The sequence below is a fragment of the Rhizobium leucaenae USDA 9039 genome, assembly GCF_000426285.1.
GTDB lineage: Bacteria > Pseudomonadota > Alphaproteobacteria > Rhizobiales > Rhizobiaceae > Rhizobium > Rhizobium leucaenae.
Window position 1 is genome coordinate 21,655 of the sequence record NZ_AUFB01000037.1, and the last position, 15,849, is coordinate 37,503.

14 protein-coding genes are annotated in these 15,849 nt (G+C 58.9%); 10 read left to right on the forward strand and 4 right to left on the reverse strand.

Annotated features, from left to right (window positions below):
• Positions 1-674 precede the first annotated feature (674 nt).
• On the forward strand, positions 675-1,898 hold the full coding sequence (locus tag K290_RS0129600; RefSeq protein WP_028755087.1) for an ATP-binding protein: 1,224 nt from the start codon (positions 675-677) through the stop codon (positions 1,896-1,898).
• Between the two features lie 142 nt (positions 1,899-2,040).
• Here K290_RS0129600 and K290_RS0129605 read toward each other — a convergent pair whose 3' ends face one another.
• Both K290_RS0129605 and K290_RS0129610 read right to left on the reverse strand, forming a co-directional pair.
• On the reverse strand, positions 2,041-2,535 hold the full coding sequence (locus K290_RS0129605; protein ID WP_028755088.1) for an Lrp/AsnC family transcriptional regulator: 495 nt from the start codon (positions 2,533-2,535) through the stop codon (positions 2,041-2,043).
• Positions 2,536-2,582: 47 nt separating this feature from the next.
• Positions 2,583-3,176, reverse strand: a complete 594-nt coding sequence (locus K290_RS0129610; protein ID WP_028755089.1) for an amino acid synthesis family protein — start codon at positions 3,174-3,176, stop codon at positions 2,583-2,585.
• A gap of 168 nt (positions 3,177-3,344) precedes the next feature.
• Between K290_RS0129610 and K290_RS0129615 the strand changes: the two genes are divergently transcribed.
• From K290_RS0129615 to K290_RS0129655, 9 genes are all read left to right on the forward strand, one after another.
• Positions 3,345-5,147, forward strand: coding sequence for a helix-turn-helix domain-containing protein (locus K290_RS0129615; protein WP_028755090.1), 1,803 nt, complete (start codon positions 3,345-3,347; stop codon positions 5,145-5,147).
• A gap of 163 nt (positions 5,148-5,310) precedes the next feature.
• Positions 5,311-6,303 carry a flavin reductase gene (locus K290_RS0129620; RefSeq protein ID WP_028755091.1) on the forward strand — a complete coding sequence of 331 codons (993 nt, stop codon included), beginning with the start codon at positions 5,311-5,313 and terminating at the stop codon, positions 6,301-6,303.
• Between the two features lies 1 nt (position 6,304).
• On the forward strand, positions 6,305-7,816 hold the full coding sequence (locus K290_RS0129625) for an aldehyde dehydrogenase (protein WP_028755092.1): 1,512 nt from the start codon (positions 6,305-6,307) through the stop codon (positions 7,814-7,816).
• Between the two features lie 33 nt (positions 7,817-7,849).
• The gene (locus K290_RS0129630; protein ID WP_028755093.1) at positions 7,850-8,926 is read left to right on the forward strand and encodes an LLM class flavin-dependent oxidoreductase; all 1,077 of its coding nucleotides are present in this window, start codon (positions 7,850-7,852) and stop codon (positions 8,924-8,926) included.
• Position 8,927: 1 nt separating this feature from the next.
• Complete coding sequence (locus K290_RS0129635) at positions 8,928-9,737, forward strand: alpha/beta fold hydrolase (protein ID WP_028755094.1); 810 nt, start codon at positions 8,928-8,930, stop codon at positions 9,735-9,737.
• Complete coding sequence (locus K290_RS0129640; RefSeq protein WP_028755095.1) at positions 9,730-10,119, forward strand: carboxymuconolactone decarboxylase family protein; 390 nt, start codon at positions 9,730-9,732, stop codon at positions 10,117-10,119. The genes K290_RS0129635 and K290_RS0129640 overlap by 8 nt, the downstream gene beginning before the upstream one ends.
• A 146-nt stretch (positions 10,120-10,265) precedes the next feature.
• Positions 10,266-11,096: a transporter substrate-binding domain-containing protein gene (locus tag K290_RS0129645; RefSeq protein ID WP_028755096.1), complete on the forward strand. Its 831-nt coding sequence runs from the start codon at positions 10,266-10,268 to the stop codon at positions 11,094-11,096.
• Positions 11,097-11,153: 57 nt separating this feature from the next.
• On the forward strand, positions 11,154-12,128 hold the full coding sequence (locus K290_RS0129650; protein ID WP_028755097.1) for an amino acid ABC transporter permease: 975 nt from the start codon (positions 11,154-11,156) through the stop codon (positions 12,126-12,128).
• Positions 12,125-12,868 carry an amino acid ABC transporter ATP-binding protein gene (locus K290_RS0129655; protein ID WP_028755098.1) on the forward strand — a complete coding sequence of 248 codons (744 nt, stop codon included), beginning with the start codon at positions 12,125-12,127 and terminating at the stop codon, positions 12,866-12,868. Before K290_RS0129650 ends, K290_RS0129655 begins: the two co-directional genes overlap by 4 nt.
• Positions 12,869-13,385: 517 nt before the next feature.
• On the opposite strand, the gene K290_RS0129660 is transcribed toward K290_RS0129655, so the two are convergent.
• A complete protein-coding gene (locus tag K290_RS0129660) occupies positions 13,386-15,092 on the reverse strand; it encodes an adenylate/guanylate cyclase domain-containing protein (RefSeq protein ID WP_028755099.1) in 1,707 nt (568 codons plus the stop codon).
• Positions 15,093-15,576: 484 nt separating this feature from the next.
• A partial coding sequence (locus K290_RS35345) for an IS256 family transposase (RefSeq protein WP_037136588.1) occupies positions 15,577-15,849 on the reverse strand: 273 nt, incomplete at its 5' end.

The following is a 15,849-nucleotide window of genomic DNA, read 5'->3' on the forward strand; positions in this document are numbered from 1 at the left end:
TCGTTCTGGTTGCGCTCGACGGAACATCGCGTACCTCCACATTCCGGTTCCTTCTGTCGTCAAATCAGGTACCCAATCGTCAACAGGACCTCCCTTACGGACCCCCCGGCCTCAACGCTCAACAGGCCAATTCTCGAATGCCGCCTAAGGTTTTAGACGGGACCGGCGGGTTTCGCCGCCGGCATGGAAGGCTCTTGTATCGGTTCGTCCGCCGGATCATGGTCACGATGATAGGCAAGCCGCCGCTGAGCTAGAACGTCCCACAGCCATGATGATCTCGGCTCCATAGCCCCTCATGACGCTTCAATTCATTGCTTCCGCGGGAGCAGCGACTTGTTTCTTGAGGGTCACTGGTTCGAATCCGCTCAAGAGCTGCATTCCTTCCGTTGGTTAAAGCTGGTCGGCTTGGCGCTGTGATGGAAATATGCACAAATTTGCTTTCGCTTCGCTCTTGGATACCCCTCCATTGAGATCAGCTTGGTCAGTTCCGGTTACCAATCAGCGAAGGTCAGCAGCGCCCGCGTGGCCTCTCGCCTCCCTCATGCCGCAATCTGGCATGTCAGCTACTCTTGGTTCCGATTTCAATCAGCCGCCATGTAAATTTCAAATGGTCACGCGTTGACTTTCAATCGGTCATTACCATAGTTTCAAACAGTCATCAAAGGAATGAAGCTGTGGCCCTCTATCCAAGGCTCGTTGAGCAACGCGTTACCGACGCCATGTCAGACACGCGAGTCATACTGATCGTGGGTCCCCGACAATCAGGAAAAACGACGTTGGCCAAGAAGATGGCCAATGAGGAAATGGATTATTACACGCTGGATAATGCGACGACCCTGGAGGCAGCGACACAGGATCCAGTTGGCTTTGTAAGAGGAATGGATCGCGCCATCATCGATGAAATTCAGCGCGCCCCTGAGCTTTTGCTGGCCATCAAGGAAAGCGTGGATACCGACCAGCGACCAGGACGTTTCCTTCTGACCGGCTCTGCTAATCTCATGACACTGCCACGCGTGGCGGACTCACTCGCAGGACGCATGGAGGTCGTCCGATTGCTGCCGCTCGCTCAAAGCGAGATTAGAGCCGCCGGCGGCAGTTTCCTGCGCGACGCCTTTCAAAATGACGCAAAGGCCGGAGAGCCAATCGTCGGAGACGACCTGATGGCGGCAGTTCTGGCATGTGGATATCCCGAGGCATTGGGCCGCAAAACCTTGAGCCGCAGACACGACTGGTATGCGGATTATATCCAGGCGATCGTTCAACGCGACGTTCGCGATGTGGCGCAAATCGAGCAGATTGCTCAAATGCCGCGCCTGCTACGCATTCTGGCAGAGCATTCTGGACAGCTCGTGAATTATTCCGGAATTGGCGCCGCCATCGGCATGAACCACATCACAACGCAGAAATACGTTGGTATATTCGAGAGCCTGTTCCTGGCCCGAACCGTGCAACCCTGGTTTTCCAACAAACTGAAACGCCTGACCAAGACCCCGAAAATACATTTCCTTGATTCTGGCCTTCTCGCTTCACTTCGTGACCTGTCTCTCGAGAGTCTCCGGGAAGACAGGGGGCAGTTCGGGGCATTGCTTGAGACTTTCGTTTTCGGCGAGATCCTTAAACTCGCCAGCGGCGGGCAAACCCGCTTCGAGTTTTCGCATTTTCGTGACAAGCAACAGAACGAAGTCGATATCGTTATCGAAGATAGAAAAGGGCGGATCGTCGGTATCGAGATAAAAGCGGCGGCATCCGTCTCGAGTTCAGATTTTTCGGGATTGCGAATTTTGGCCGAAGCATCCGGAGAACGGTTTGTTTCAGGCATGGTCTTGTATGACCATCACAAGATGATCCCTTTCGGGGAACGTTTGTCCGCTGTTCCAATATCGACTTTGTGGCGTTAGCGCGTGGGAATTTCGCTTCAGTCTCTCCAGACCGCGCATTTCTTGAGACTTCGACCGTTTCGATAAAAGTGGGCCTCCGGTTCGATTCCCTTCAACTGCAAAAAAAGCAAACTCGACTCCCAACCTTCGCCAACTCGATAAGTCACAGCATTGGCGGCTTTCCGACCTGTGTGAGGGCGGCGATCGGCAATATCGATTCATCTTTCAGAGTCTTGGTGACGATGTAGGTGAAATAGCGTTCGATCCCGAGTTCCCGATCGAGAAGACTGTCGATCAATCGCTGATATGCATCGATATCGGGCGCCATGACCTTCAGGAAATAATCGAGGCCGCCGCCCACCGACCAGCATCCGATGACTTGTGGAATGACAGCAATCGCGCGCTCGAAACGCTCAAAGTCGCTTTGCTTATGATTGGCGAGCGTCACTTCCACGATGACGCTCATGATGGATGCGATCCGGCGATGCGCAATGCGCGCATGATAGCCGGTAACGACGCCCGCCTTCTCAAGCTTTCTGAGCCGCACCCAGCAGGGTGTTGGCGATAGTCCCACCTTTTCGGCGAGCGCAAGCTTTGTGATGCGGCCATCGCGCTGGATCGCGTCGAGAATGCGTACGTCAAGAGCGTCCAGCTTTATCGACATCAGGCCCGTGTTGCCTCCGATGCTTTCATCTTATGCGGATGTCAAACTTGCTCGGACTTTTCGGCTTCCATCTCGGCGATATCCTGAAAGCGATCGGCGATGCGCGCATGGGCGCGGCCGCTGTCAGAGGCACCGATCGCCACGATGATCTCGTCCGGGCCTGGCGCATCGGCGATTTGGAAGTTCGCGGTCAGGAAATGCGAGCGCTTTCCCGTTTCGCTCTTATGCATCATTGGCAGTGAAAGCAACGCGCCTGGCGCATTCCTGGTATTGGCGAATTCCAGATAATTCGTGCCGCCGATCGCCTCGCGGAACGGATTGCCGAAACGAAGCGTGTGGATCATTGCAGAGGCGTGCTCGATCTCGCCGTTAATGCCGACCGCAGCCGCCTTGCCACAGGCTTCGACCTTCTCGGCTGGCATTTGGCGCAATAGTCGGGACGTCATCTCATGACTAAGATCGCCGGCGATGCGGATGATTTCAGGCCGCAGATTTTCCACGAAGCCGCGCCCAGCCCAGGGATTCTGGATCAACGCCGCCACTACGACGATGTTGACTGGCCGAGGCGCCGTCTTGCCGCCTTCCACCAGCGTTTCTTCTAAGAAAGTGCAGATCTTGCGGATGCCGATCGTCATAGATTGCGCCGTTTCATATCGTTGGAACTGCGTGGCACTCTAACGGGATCGTCACCGGGGTCTTCCTATGTTTCGCGGAAATATGCACCTCGAACTTCATTGATACAGAGTAGACTTATTCCTCTCTCGCGCGCAGTGTAATTGGCAGATGTTGAGAGACGAGATGATTTGGACCAGAAACCCAGGATATTGTCGCTCCGCGACGTTGCCAACCAAATCAACAGCGGCGGCGATCTTCAGACCGTGCTGCAGCAACTCATTGCCGCCGCCTGCCGCCATGCGGATTGGGCTCTGGGGTCAATCATGGGCATTGATGCGGCTCATGGGTACGCCCACGTCATCGTACGTTACGACCCGACGCTGATCGAACGCCAGCTTCCGGACAAATGGGAACTGGCTACCAGCCCGTCGCTGATTGCACTACAGCGCAACGAACCCGTCTATGTCCGGGACGCCCGCGAGTCAGTCGAGTTTCCCGGCTATCGCAAGGAAGCCTTCGAGCGTGATTATCGAACGGTGCTTGTCATGCCGATGAACTGCAAAGACGCCGAAGGGCGTCCGATGGTACTCAGCGTCATCTCGCGCCAAGTTGCGGAGGTTTCGGAGGAAGACCTCGCCTTTCTCGGGGCCATCATCCAGATGGGCGCCATTGCAGTCGACCGCGAGCATCGGCTGGAAGCAGAAAAACGCGCGGCGCAGCGACTGGAGCGCGCGTTGCAGGCGCACACATCATTGCTTGAGCATGTTTTGAGCGATGGGGCGGTCGCGCCTCTTTCGGCAATGGTCGGCATGATGCTGCCGAACCCGACCGTCGTCATCGATTTCACCGCCAATCAGGTCATCGCGGGGCGTTCACCGAGTACGATTTATGACGAGGCCGCTTGGCAGGAAGCAGCCTCTACGACCCTCGCACGGCCGCTGATGAAGGCGGCGCGCGATGCGATCGAGCGCGGCACGACCGATGCCGCGAGCCTGTTTCTCGACGACGGGAATCAGCGCTTCAAGACTTCGGCCCGCATCGAGGCGCTGATGGTCGATAACCAACTCGTCGGTGCGTTGATCATCTTCCCGACCTCCCGCGAATTCAGCGATCTCGACCTGCTGATGCTCGACAGCGCCAAGTTTGCCCTCAGCGTCCAGATGATGCGCAGTTTCATCCGGTTCCGTTTCGAAACCCGCACCCAGACAGAGCTGTTCTTCGAGATCGTAGAGGCGAGATGGCGTAATGCCGGCGATGTCGCCCAGCGCGCTCAACGGTTGGGCCTCAACTTCTCGGCGCCGCAGCAGATGATCGTCGTCGATTTTCCCGAGAAGACAAAAGCTTACGGCGGTGCGTCCGTCGATGTCGAGCATACGCTTGCGCGCATCATGCAGCAGGCCTCGCTGCAGGTGAACCTGATTGCGATCGATGGCGGGGTCGTCTGCCTTTTGCCCTACGATGCCAGCAAGCGCCAGGAGCGGACAGCGAAACTTGCGCGCCGTATCGCCGAGGAGCTAGGACGCTATTTCGACGAGGCGCCTGTTGTTGTGGCGGGTAGCCGTTGTGCCGCACTATCCGATTACCCGCCTGCCTGGGAGCGTTGCAGCCGGATGATCCGCATCGGCCGCTCGTTTGGCTTAACGGGCGCTGTTTCGGCCCAGGATTTCGGCCCACTCCCGATGCTGGTCGCAGCTTCGGAAGCAGGTGACGTGCGCAGTTTCGTGCAAGAGAACGTCGGCGCTATTGCCGAGCATGATCGCGAGAACGGAACACCCTATTTGGAAACGCTATCCACCTATCTGCGGGAAGGCTGCCGCAGTCAGGCCTGCGCCGATACGATGGGGCTGCATGTCACCACGCTGCGCTACCGGCTGTCGCGCATTCAGGAACTCTTCGGAGTCGATGTCGAGACGCCGGAGAAGCGGTTCGCCGTTGAGCTGGCAATCCGCCTGCACCGCGTCATTGATAATCACGCCACAGTCGAAAAATAATCCCCGCATCCCGCGTCCTCTTTGCGATCCGCGTGCATTACGCCGTTTTTCGCGTGCTACGGATCGCAGCAGAAGTTTCGCTCTCAATGCTGCGAAGTGATGGAAGAACCGCGTAGCTAGGAACGATAGCCTCCTCTTCAACAAACGGAGGAGGCAAGGTAGCATGGCGGAGACAGCGGCAAAGACGGATGCGCCGATCGACCCGGTTGCACTCCGCCGGGCTTTCGGAACTTTCGTGACGGGCGTGACCGTAATCACCACGCGCGACGGAGACGGCACGCCGCGCGGTATGACCGCCAATTCTTTCACCTCCGTTTCGCTTGATCCACCGCTTCTGCTGGTCTGCGTCGCCAAATCGGCTTCCAGCTATCAGGCCTTCACGAATGCCGGCTGTTTCGCAGTAAATATCCTGCACGAGGGCCAGGTCGATGTATCAGGTGTCTTCGCGTCGAAGTCGCCGGACAAGTTCCAATCGGTCAATCACGACCATATTCACACCGGCGCGCCTGTCCTCACCGATAGCCTAACCTGGTTTGATTGCACGACCCATAGCACCGTCGATGCGGGCGATCATTCAGTTTTGATCGGAGAGGTACGTGCTTTCGGAACGAGCCCCACGGCGCCGCTCGGCTTCTGCCGCGGTCGCTATGCCAGCGTCAAGGACCCGCTGCCGGCCGGCTGGCTCGCCTCCCATGGCATGATCATCGGCTATCTGATCGAAGCGGGTGATGGCCTCTTATTGCGCTCGGATGGCAAGGGCGGCTGGGTACTGCCATCCGCCCGCCGACGCAAGGCCGACAGCCAATTGGTGGTCGAGGGCGGCGATGCGCTTCGCCTCGTATCGGAAGACACCTTCCTCTATTCCGTCTTCGACGTTGTAGACAGCGATCCCGGCTATCTCGTCTATCGCGCCCGGCTGGCGGGACAGGGAACCGATATCAACCTGCCCGCCGATCTCCGCTTCTTCGCCATCGACGATCTACCCTACGAGGCGATCCCCATTCATGAACTGCGTTCGATGCTGCGACGCTACGTGTGTGAACGTCAGGCCGGACGCTTCGGCATCTACATGGATTCCGACGACGGTGGCCGTGTCGCGATGATCGACGGCAAAGCCCGTGCCTGGATCCAAGCCTCTCAAGACCAAGGACAGTGACATGAAGACGACAGTCAGCTCCATCGAAGGTTCGCGACAGGGCCTGTTCATCAACGGCGAATTCGTGGCGCCGAAGAACGGCAACTATATCGCAAGCTACGATCCAACGACCGGTGAGCCCTGGTATGAATTGGCCGATGCCGATGCCGACGATGTCGCGGCAGCTGTCGCGGCTGCAAATGCGGCATTTCGTAATCCCGCGTGGCGGCGCATGACGCAGACGGATCGTGGCAAGCTGGTGCGCAGGCTCGCGGATCTCGTCCTAGAACATGCGGACGAACTGGCGGCGATCGAGACGCGCGACAACGGCAAGCTGATCAGGGAAATGCGCGCCCAGATGCGCGCAATGCCCGATACCTATCAATACTTCGCCGGCATGGCGGACAAGCTGCACGGCGACACGATGCCAGTCAACAGGCTCGACACGCTGAATTTCAATATGCGCGAAGCGCTCGGCGTCGTCGGCATGATCACGCCGTGGAATTCGCCGCTGATGCTGTTGACCGGCACGCTGGCGCCCTGTCTTGCGATCGGTAACACCGTCGTCATCAAACCGTCCGAACACGCGACCGCATCGTCGTTGGCACTTGCCGAGCTTATTTCCGAAGCCGGCTTTCCCGCAGGAGTGGTCAACGTGGTTACCGGCACCGGCAAGAGTGCAGGCGAGGCGCTCACGCGCCACCCGGACGTCGCCAAATATGTCTTCACCGGCAGCACCAATACCGGGCGGCGCATTGCCGGAAACGCTGCCGCAAACCTGGTTCCCTGCTCAATGGAGCTTGGCGGCAAATCACCGCATGTCATCTTCGGCGATGTCGATATTGACCATGCGGTCAACGGCGTCGTCTCGGGCGTATTCGCCGCGGCGGGCCAGACCTGCGTTGCCGGTTCGCGCTGCTTCGTCGAGGCAGGTGTCTACGCCCGCTTCATCGATGCCCTGGTCGCCCGGACCGAACGGATCAAGGTCGGGCATCCGATGGTGGAAGAAACCGACATCGGCCCCCTGGCGCTCGCCGATCAGCTGGCGAAGGTCGAAAGCTATGTGGCCTCGGGGCTCAAGGAAGGCGCCAAGGTGGCCGCCGGCGGGAAACGTCCGCAGGCGGAGGAATTTTCGCGCGGCTGGTATTTCGAGCCGACCGTGATGGTCGAGGCACAGAACGACATGGCCTTCATGCGGGATGAACTCTTCGGGCCTGTCGTCGGAGTGATGCCGTTCGAGAGCGAGGATGAGATGATCGAGCTCGCCAATGACACGCGCTACGGACTGGCCTCCGGCATCTGGACCAAGGACATCGATCGCGCCCTACGCTTCGCCAACCAGATCGACGCCGGAACGGTCTGGATCAACACCTATCGCACCTCCTCGTTCATGTCCGCAAATGGTGGCTTCAAGGAGAGCGGCTACGGTCGCCGCGGCGGGTTCGAAGTGATGCGCGAGTTCTCGCGGCTCAAGAACATCATCGTCGATTACTCCGGTGCGATGCAGGACCCGTTTGTCATGCGGCTGAAGTGACCAGACGAGCAAAGTAGCGAAAGGCAGGTAAAGATGAAGTTCGCAGTCTCTCTCACGATGGAACGCTTCTCGCCCGAGATCCCGATGGCGACCGTGAAGAACAACCTTCTGAGGCTGGCGCGGATCGCCGACGAAGGTGGTTTCGAAACGCTCTGGACAGCCGAACATCACACGATCGAATGCACCATCTCCCCGAATCCGTTTCAGACGCTGGTCTGGCTTGCCCAGCACACGCAGAAGATCAGGCTCGGCACCTCGACGCTTGTCGCGCCGTACTGGACACCGATCCGGCTTGCCGGCGAATCCGCGCTTTGCGATCACCTGACGAACGGTCGCCTGGAATTCGGCATCGCCCGCGGCTCCTATCAGTACGAGTTCGACCGGATGGCCGGCGGCATGCCTCAGCAGGAGGGTGTCGCCTACATGAAGGAGATTGTCCCAGCCGTGAAGAAGCTGTGGGCGGGCGACTACGAACATGATGGACACTACTGGAAATTTCCGATCGCCACGTCGGTGCCGAAGCCGTTGCAGCAGCCACATCCGCCGATCTGGGTCGCAGCGCGCGACCCTGGCACCTTCGACTGGGCGATCGCCAATGGCGCTAGCATCCTCTCGACGCCGCTCTCGGCACCGGCCGCCGAGATCCAGGTGCTGTCCGACAAGTTTTACAAGGCCGTTGCCGATCACCCGGAAGTGCCGCGCCCACGCTTCATGATGCAGCGGCGCACTTGTGTCTACGACAAGACTGACGGCTGGGAAACCGCTGTCAAGCACAGCATGGATTACGGCCGCGCTTTCGAGAACCTGATGCAGAACATAGGCACCGTGCGCGAGGGCTTTCCCGAAGCGGTGCCTTACGAGGCCGTCAAGGGCAAGGACAACTACAATCCTGGCAATATCCGCAAGAACCTGATGTTCGGGACGCCGGACGAGGCAATCGAAAAGCTGCTCGTTTTTGAAGCAGCCGGCGTCGATCAATATTGCCTTGGTCTGACCTTCAATCTGCCGTTCGAACTGCAGAAGCGGACGCTGGAGCTGTTCATCACCGAAATCATGCCCTTCTTCGCAGCGCGTGAAAAGGACAAGCAGCGCAGAGCGACGGTAGGCTGACATGGCAGAGGTACTGCGTCATGCCGTTGGAGACGTGACACTCAATTACCGGATCGACGGTAGTGGCGAGCCGCTGGTCTGCATCCACGGCGTCGGTTCCTATCTCGAAGCCTGGTCGGGCGTCGTCGAGCTCCTGAAGGAAAGCTTCACAGTGCTCACCTTCGACCTGCGCGGCCACGGCCACTCGAGCCGGGTCAAGGGTCGCTACGAGATCGACGATTTCGTCAACGAGGCGCTGGCGCTGGCCGACAAGGCAGGCTTTTCGACCTTCAATCTCGCCGGCTTCTCGCTCGGCGGACTGATTGCCCAGCGTTTGGCGCTAACCCATCTCGGGCGGCTCCGTAAACTCGTGCTACTGTCGACGGTCGCCGGGCGGACGCCGGAAGAACGCGCAAGGGTCCTTGAGCGGCTTGCTGCGCTACGGGCCGGAACGCCAGCTGATCATCACAACGCCTCGCTGTCACGCTGGCTGACCGAAGAGTTCCAGGAAAAGAATCCCGAGGTAATTGCAAGGCTCCGGCAGCGCGACGCCGAGAATGATCCAGATTGCTATGCCGCGGCTTACCGGGTGCTGGCGGAAACCGACTTTGGCGGCTTCCTCGACCAGATCCGTTGCCCGACCCTGATTGCCACAGGCGAGGACGACGACGGATCCAATCCGCGGATGGCCCGCTACATGCACGAGCGTATCCCGGGCTCGGAGCTCAGTATCCTGCCCGGCCTGCGCCACTCAATTCTCATCGAAGCGCCGCTGATCGTGGCCGATCTCATGCGTCGCTTCCTGACCGCTAGGGAGGCGAAGCATGGATGAAGGTTTGAGAGGGAGCGGCGAAGCGGTTCGCCGCAAGGTGCTGGGCGATGACTATGTCGATCGCGCCATGAACGGCGCGGACAGTTTCTCGGCACCGTTTCAGGATTTGCTCAACGAATATTGCTGGGGGATCGCCTGGACCGATGGAGGCCTGGATCTCAAGCAACGCAGTCTCCTCAACCTCGGTATGCTCGCGGCGCTGAACCGCATGCATGAATTCGGCATTCATTTTCGCGGTGCGATCCGCAATGGGCTGACCGAGGACGAACTCAGGGCGGCACTCGTCCAGATTGCCGTCTATTGCGGCATTCCGGCCGGTGTCGAAGTCTTCCGCATTGCCCGCTCCGTCCGTGACGAAATGCGGCAGAAAGGAGAACTCTGACTTCCATCGAACCGAGGAACGGCGCGGCCCGCCGCTGCTTCGCATCGCCGGAAGACTGAGGGGTCTCTCCACGCCCAAGATTGCTTGGTGTTCAGGAATAATCCTGCACCCGGAAAACCAAGAATGACAAAAAAGGGAACCATCGCATGAACAGACTGACCAAGATTTCCGCGATTGCAGCATCGCTTGCGGTTGCGTTAGCCCTCTCGGCCAATGCAGGTACCGTCCTCGACCGCGTCATGGCGACCAAGGACCTGAAGGTGGCGACCGACGCCAACTGGGCGCCGCAATCCTTCATGAATGAGAATAACGAGCTCGACGGCTTCGACGTCGATGTCGCCAAGGATATCGGCAAGCGCCTGGGCGTGAAGGTTGAGTTCGTGACGCCTGGCTGGGACATCATTACGGCCGGCAATTGGGCCGGCCGCTGGGACATGCACGTCGGCTCGATGACTCCGACCAAGAAGCGCGCCGAAATCTTCGATTTCCCCGCTGTCTATTACTATACTCCGGCAGCCGTTGCCGTTCACAAGGACAGCAAAGCGACCAAGCTTTCCGACCTCGACGGCAAAGTCGTCGGCACCACCGCGACCTCGACTTTCGAAGCCTATGCGAAGGGCGACCTGACGCTCGACGCTGCCGGGGCACCGCCCTTCAAGTACGAGTTCAAGCCGAAGGAGGTGAAGTCCTATGCCAACTCGACCACCGCTTTTGACGATCTGCGTCTCGGTGACGGCACCCGTCTCGATGCCGTCGTTTCCTCGCTGCCGAGCATTCGCGATGCGGTGAAGGCCGGCTATCCGATCAAGCAGCTCGGCGACGCCGTCTTCTACGAGCCGCTCGCCGTTGCGATCGAACATGGCGACAAGGAATTCAACGACAAGATCGCCGCAGCCGTGAAGGCTATGCAGGCGGACGGCACGCTGAGCAAGCTCTCCGTCAAGTGGTACGGCGTAGACTACACAGTGGTAAAATAAGCGATGCAGACGGCGGTCCGGATAACCGGACCGTCCTTCCGCCGGAAGGGACAAGAGATGCTTTATCCCGATACTGTCGAGTCAGAAGTACTCGTACATAAGCCCTGGTTCGTCGCGACGCTGTTTGGGGCGGTGCTGGCGGCTTTCCTGATGTTCAACCTGACCGGCACAACGATGGGCGAGCTGATGCGCCCTGTCATCGGCGATCCCGCCACAAGCGGTCTCTACGGACGCTTCGCCATCGCTTTCGTTATTGCCGTGATGTTTGCGCTGAACGTCGTGCTGATCGGTTTCGCGCCATTGAGGGCCCAGATCGCCATCGTCTGGCTCGAGCTTCTGATCCTGTTCCTGGCCTTCTTCGAGACCTTCCATCTCAGCCTGCCCTTCATCGAGGAGAAACTGCCGTTTCTCATCACCCAGGGTCTGGTCACGACGGTTTACGTGTCCGCAATCTCGATCATCATTGCCTCGGCGATCGCCATTCTCGGCGCCGTCGCCAAGCTCTCGACCAATGGCTTCGCCTATGCGATCGCCAGTTTCTACACCTCATTTTTCCGCGGCCTGCCGCTCCTTATGCAGGTCTATCTGATCTATCTCGGCCTGCCGCAGCTCGGCTTCGTCATTGATGCGGTGCCGGCCGGTATTCTCGCGCTGTCGCTCTGCTACGGCGCCTACATGACCGAGATCTTCCGCTCCGGCATCCAGAGCATCGACCGCGGTCAGTGGGAGGCCTCACGTTCGATCGGCTTCGGCTTCGGCATCACCATGCGCAAGATCATCCTGCCGCAGGCGCTGCCCGTCATCATTCCGCCGACTGGCAACCAGTTCATCTCCATGCTGAAGGACAGCTCGCTGGTCTCGGTCATCGGCGTTTGGGAGCTGATGTTCCTCGCCCGCACGCTCGGCCAGAAGACCTTCCAGCATATGGAAATGCTGATCTCCGCCGCCATGCTCTACTGGATCATGTCGATCTGCCTGGAGCTCATCCAATCCCGCATCGAGCGTCACTACGCCAGGAGCAAAGTCCGATGAACGGCGACAAGATCATCGAAGCGAAGAACGTTTCGAAGTGGTACGGCAGCTTCCAGGTGCTGACGAATATCAATCTCACAGTCAGGAAGGGCGAGCGCATCGTCGTTTGCGGTCCGTCGGGATCGGGGAAATCCACTCTGATCCGTTGCTTTAACCGTTTGGAGGCCCATCAAGAGGGCGAGATAGTCGTAAACGGTATTGCCCTGCATGAGAAGATGCGCAACGTCTCCGAGGTGCGGCGCAATGTCGGCATGGTATTCCAGCACTTCAATCTGTTCCCGCACATGACCGTGCTAATGAACTGCATGGTCGGGCCGATGTGGATCAACGGCGTGTCGCAGACGGAGGCAAGGGAACGGGCGCTTAAGTTCCTGGAGCGAGTGCGCATTCCCGAACAAGCGAACAAGTATCCCATCCAGTTGTCAGGTGGCCAGCAGCAGCGGGTGGCCATCGCCCGCTCGCTTTGCATGCAGCCTGCAGTGATGCTTTTTGACGAACCGACTTCGGCTCTCGATCCAGAAATGGTTTCCGAAGTTTTGGAGACCATGACGGCCTTGGCTAAGGATGGAATGACGATGGTCTGCGTGACCCACGAAATGGGGTTTGCCCGCGCTGTTGCCGACCGCGTAATCTTCATGAACTCGGGTCAGATCGTCGAGGAAGCGACACCCGACGATTTCTTCACGAAGCCACAGCATCAGCGGACGAAACTGTTCCTTAGCCAAATTTTGAAGCATTAAGTTTGCTGTTCGCTTCTTGACCAAAACCTCAACCAACCACGCTCTAACGCGCCGTATGTGTGGACGAGTGTCGAGCGAACTCTCGGCCGTGCCACTTACCAGAATTATCTACGTTCTGGTGTCAAATACCTTTTGCGGCCCGCTCGGCCGTAGCTGCAAAGTTCGATAAATCCGGCCATGGCGCAAGGCATGCCTAAGCCGTTGACTATGTAATATGCTCCACCAGGAAGATGGTCCGATTCCGTTCAACTGCCAGATTGCGGAATAGCGGGTCGACGGTTCCTTTCCCTCAAGACCTCTGTAGCCTCGTCCGCTGTCGAGCGATTGCGGAGATTTGCGACCACTGTGTTCAACGACGGCTTTGCGCCCTGATTTCGGCCGTTGAGGCACGCCTTGCACCTGCTGAAAAGCAGACATTGTATAGTTTCAAGATAACGGCATCTTTGCGCCGCCGATAGCGGAGTAAGCGTCGTCGCCTTCATGTCCTCGAACGCGTCGTCACTGTCCCTACCCGCTGTCACATCTCCGGCAGGCCGGCCTTTCGGAAGCCGTCCACAAAGTGGTCTCGTACAGATGCATCGCGTAGCGGCTGGGAGCTGAGCCAATGGTCGATCGTGAAATGAGGGTGGGCGATCAGGAACAATTCGGCTTCTCGCCGCGCTTCCTCACGGTGGCCCAACTGCGCAAGCGTAGCAGCCAGGAATTTGCGCGAGTTGGTACGATACGTGTCTTCCCTGCGAAGGGTAGCTTTTGCCGCCTCATAGTCACGCGCGGCGTATTGCGCCTGCCCAAGATGACAAAGATACCAGCACGCTGGATAGGGATTGAGCCGCAGGGCTTTTTCGATCTGCGCCAGTCCGTCGGCAACCCTGCCATCCAGCACGGAAATGTCCGACATGGCGGCCCAGGTGTCGGCGTGGTTTGGGTCCAGCTCCAGGGCTTTGGCGAATGCGGCCTCCGATTCCTCCCATCGCCGCTCATAAGCCAAGATGGTCCCCAGAACGTAACGGCAGCCGGCATCGTTGGGATCGAGGTCGACCGCCTTCTGCGCGAACGTCGCCGCCATCCGACGGTTCGGGTCTTCGGGCTCGCCGAAATGAGTCCAAGCCAGCCAACGGTTATAGGCGAGCAGACCGAGCGCCTCGGCATATGATGGCTCGAGCTTGACCGCGCGTTGGAGCAGCATATAGGCCTCACGCTCAGTTTGCGGCGACTCTTCCGTCAGGAGGCGGGCCCGCACACACAGGTCGTACGCCTCAAAGTTCTTCGGCCGATTGCGCTGCGTCGGGATGGTCAGCCGGCCGACGAGGGCTTCAACAATCTTGGCGTTGACTTCATCCTGTAACTCGAAAACATCTTCCACCGTCCTGTCAAACCTCTCGGCCCACAAGTGCCCGCCGCCAAGCGCGTCGACCAATTGGGCATTGATGCGGACACGGCCCATTGCGCGTCTGGCGCTCCCCTCCAGGACGTAGCGGACGCCGAGTTCCTGGGCGACCAGCCGTACGTTGACCGGCTTGCCCTTGTAGCCGTACACGGAATTGCGCGCGATGACGAAGAGGCCGGCCGTTCGGGAGAGGTCGGTGATCAGGTCTTCGGTCAAGCCGTCGACGAAAGGCGCGTCCGCTTCATTCCCACTCATATTCGTGAACGGCAATACAGCGATCGAAGGAATTTCGGGTAGCGGCAATATGCTCTGCAGCGCATCCGGCCAATGCCACACGTGGACGGGGCGAGTGAGATTCTTCAGGTAGCGTTCGCCTGCATCGAAGAACCGGTCGTCGACCTTGCCGACGATCTCGCCGTGAACGCCGCCTGAAATGCAGATGCCTCCCGGCGCGGCCTGTCTCTCGAGGCGCGCCGCGACATTGACCCCGTCGCCGAGGACGTCTGAACCGACGTCAATGACATCTCCCAGATTGACGCCTATACGCAAGAGCAGGCGCCGGTCTTCGGAAGCCTCGACAGCAGCGGTGGCCCGTTGCATTTCCAATGCTGCTGCGACCGCTTCCACCGCGCTACCGAATTCGATCAGGAAGCCGTCGCCCATGACCTTGAAGATGCGACCTTTGTGGCGCATCACAGCCGGCTCGATAATGCCGGAACGGAGTTCCCTGAGGTCCTCCAGCGTTGCGACTTCATCTGCCTCCATCAGGCGTGAATATCCCACCACATCGGCAACGAGGATGGCGGCAAGGCGACGCTGAAGAGATTGATCCGTCATGTGAGGACAAGCCTAATGACCGAGTTCCCAAGTTACTGTTCAGCCGCGGGTGAGTCAACAAAGTGGTAAGAGGTAACATCCGATTCCCGGCCCTGATAAGCACCTGGCAGGGACTGCTGATCAACGATCAGTCGGAGATGCACACATCGATTCGACGCACAGGTGATGGTCCGGCTGTCGTGACTGTCATACGAGGGGTGACGACCGCGGCTTCGCCGGAGGCGCCGAGTTCCGTTGCGCGAAATGGGCTTCGGGGTGAACCCGAACTGCACTGCCTAAGTCTGCATTTCTGGCTTCGCCCTCCAGACGCGGCCGGTCTCCTTCCGGCCCCAATCAGTCATTCCCGCGAGCCCAAACTATTCGCTTGCCTAGCGAATCTGTTCCAGACGGAGGTTTTAATAGCAGGGTCGTTGGTTCAGGATCATGTCCCAGGACGTGGTGTAGCTTAGACGACCACGGCTCATCCCAGAGGGTCGGATGAGTATCAGCTTGCTGCTGGCAGGCTGATGAGCGGATCATCGCTCATTGTGGCGATTGTCTCAAGTGTCATGTAGCGGGATCGCTGGACGGCCCATTCATCGTTCTGTTCGAGCAGCAGCGCACCGACCAGGCGCACGATGGCGTCGTCGTTGGGGAAAATGCCGACGACCTCTGTGCGCCGCTTGATCTCACCGTTCAATCGCTCAATGGGGTTGGTCGAGTGAAGTTTGGCCCAATGCTGCTTGGGAAAGGTCATGTAGGCGAGCACGTCTTGCTC

Excerpts from the sequence above, each read along its gene's own strand:
- K290_RS0129610 (WP_028755089.1), bottom strand. The coding sequence starts at position 3,176 with ATGACGATCGGCATCCGCAAGATCTGCACTTTCTTAGAAGAAACGCTG.
- K290_RS0129620 (WP_028755091.1), top strand. The coding sequence starts at position 5,311 with ATGGCGGAGACAGCGGCAAAGACGGATGCGCCGATCGACCCGGTTGCA.
- K290_RS0129625 (WP_028755092.1), top strand. The coding sequence starts at position 6,305 with ATGAAGACGACAGTCAGCTCCATCGAAGGTTCGCGACAGGGCCTGTTC.
- K290_RS0129630 (WP_028755093.1), top strand. The coding sequence starts at position 7,850 with ATGAAGTTCGCAGTCTCTCTCACGATGGAACGCTTCTCGCCCGAGATC.
- K290_RS0129635 (WP_028755094.1), top strand. The coding sequence starts at position 8,928 with ATGGCAGAGGTACTGCGTCATGCCGTTGGAGACGTGACACTCAATTAC.
- K290_RS0129640 (WP_028755095.1), top strand. The coding sequence starts at position 9,730 with ATGGATGAAGGTTTGAGAGGGAGCGGCGAAGCGGTTCGCCGCAAGGTG.
- K290_RS0129645 (WP_028755096.1), top strand. The coding sequence starts at position 10,266 with ATGAACAGACTGACCAAGATTTCCGCGATTGCAGCATCGCTTGCGGTT.
- K290_RS0129650 (WP_028755097.1), top strand. The coding sequence starts at position 11,154 with ATGCTTTATCCCGATACTGTCGAGTCAGAAGTACTCGTACATAAGCCC.
- K290_RS0129655 (WP_028755098.1), top strand. The coding sequence starts at position 12,125 with ATGAACGGCGACAAGATCATCGAAGCGAAGAACGTTTCGAAGTGGTAC.
- K290_RS0129660 (WP_028755099.1), bottom strand. The coding sequence starts at position 15,092 with ATGACGGATCAATCTCTTCAGCGTCGCCTTGCCGCCATCCTCGTTGCC.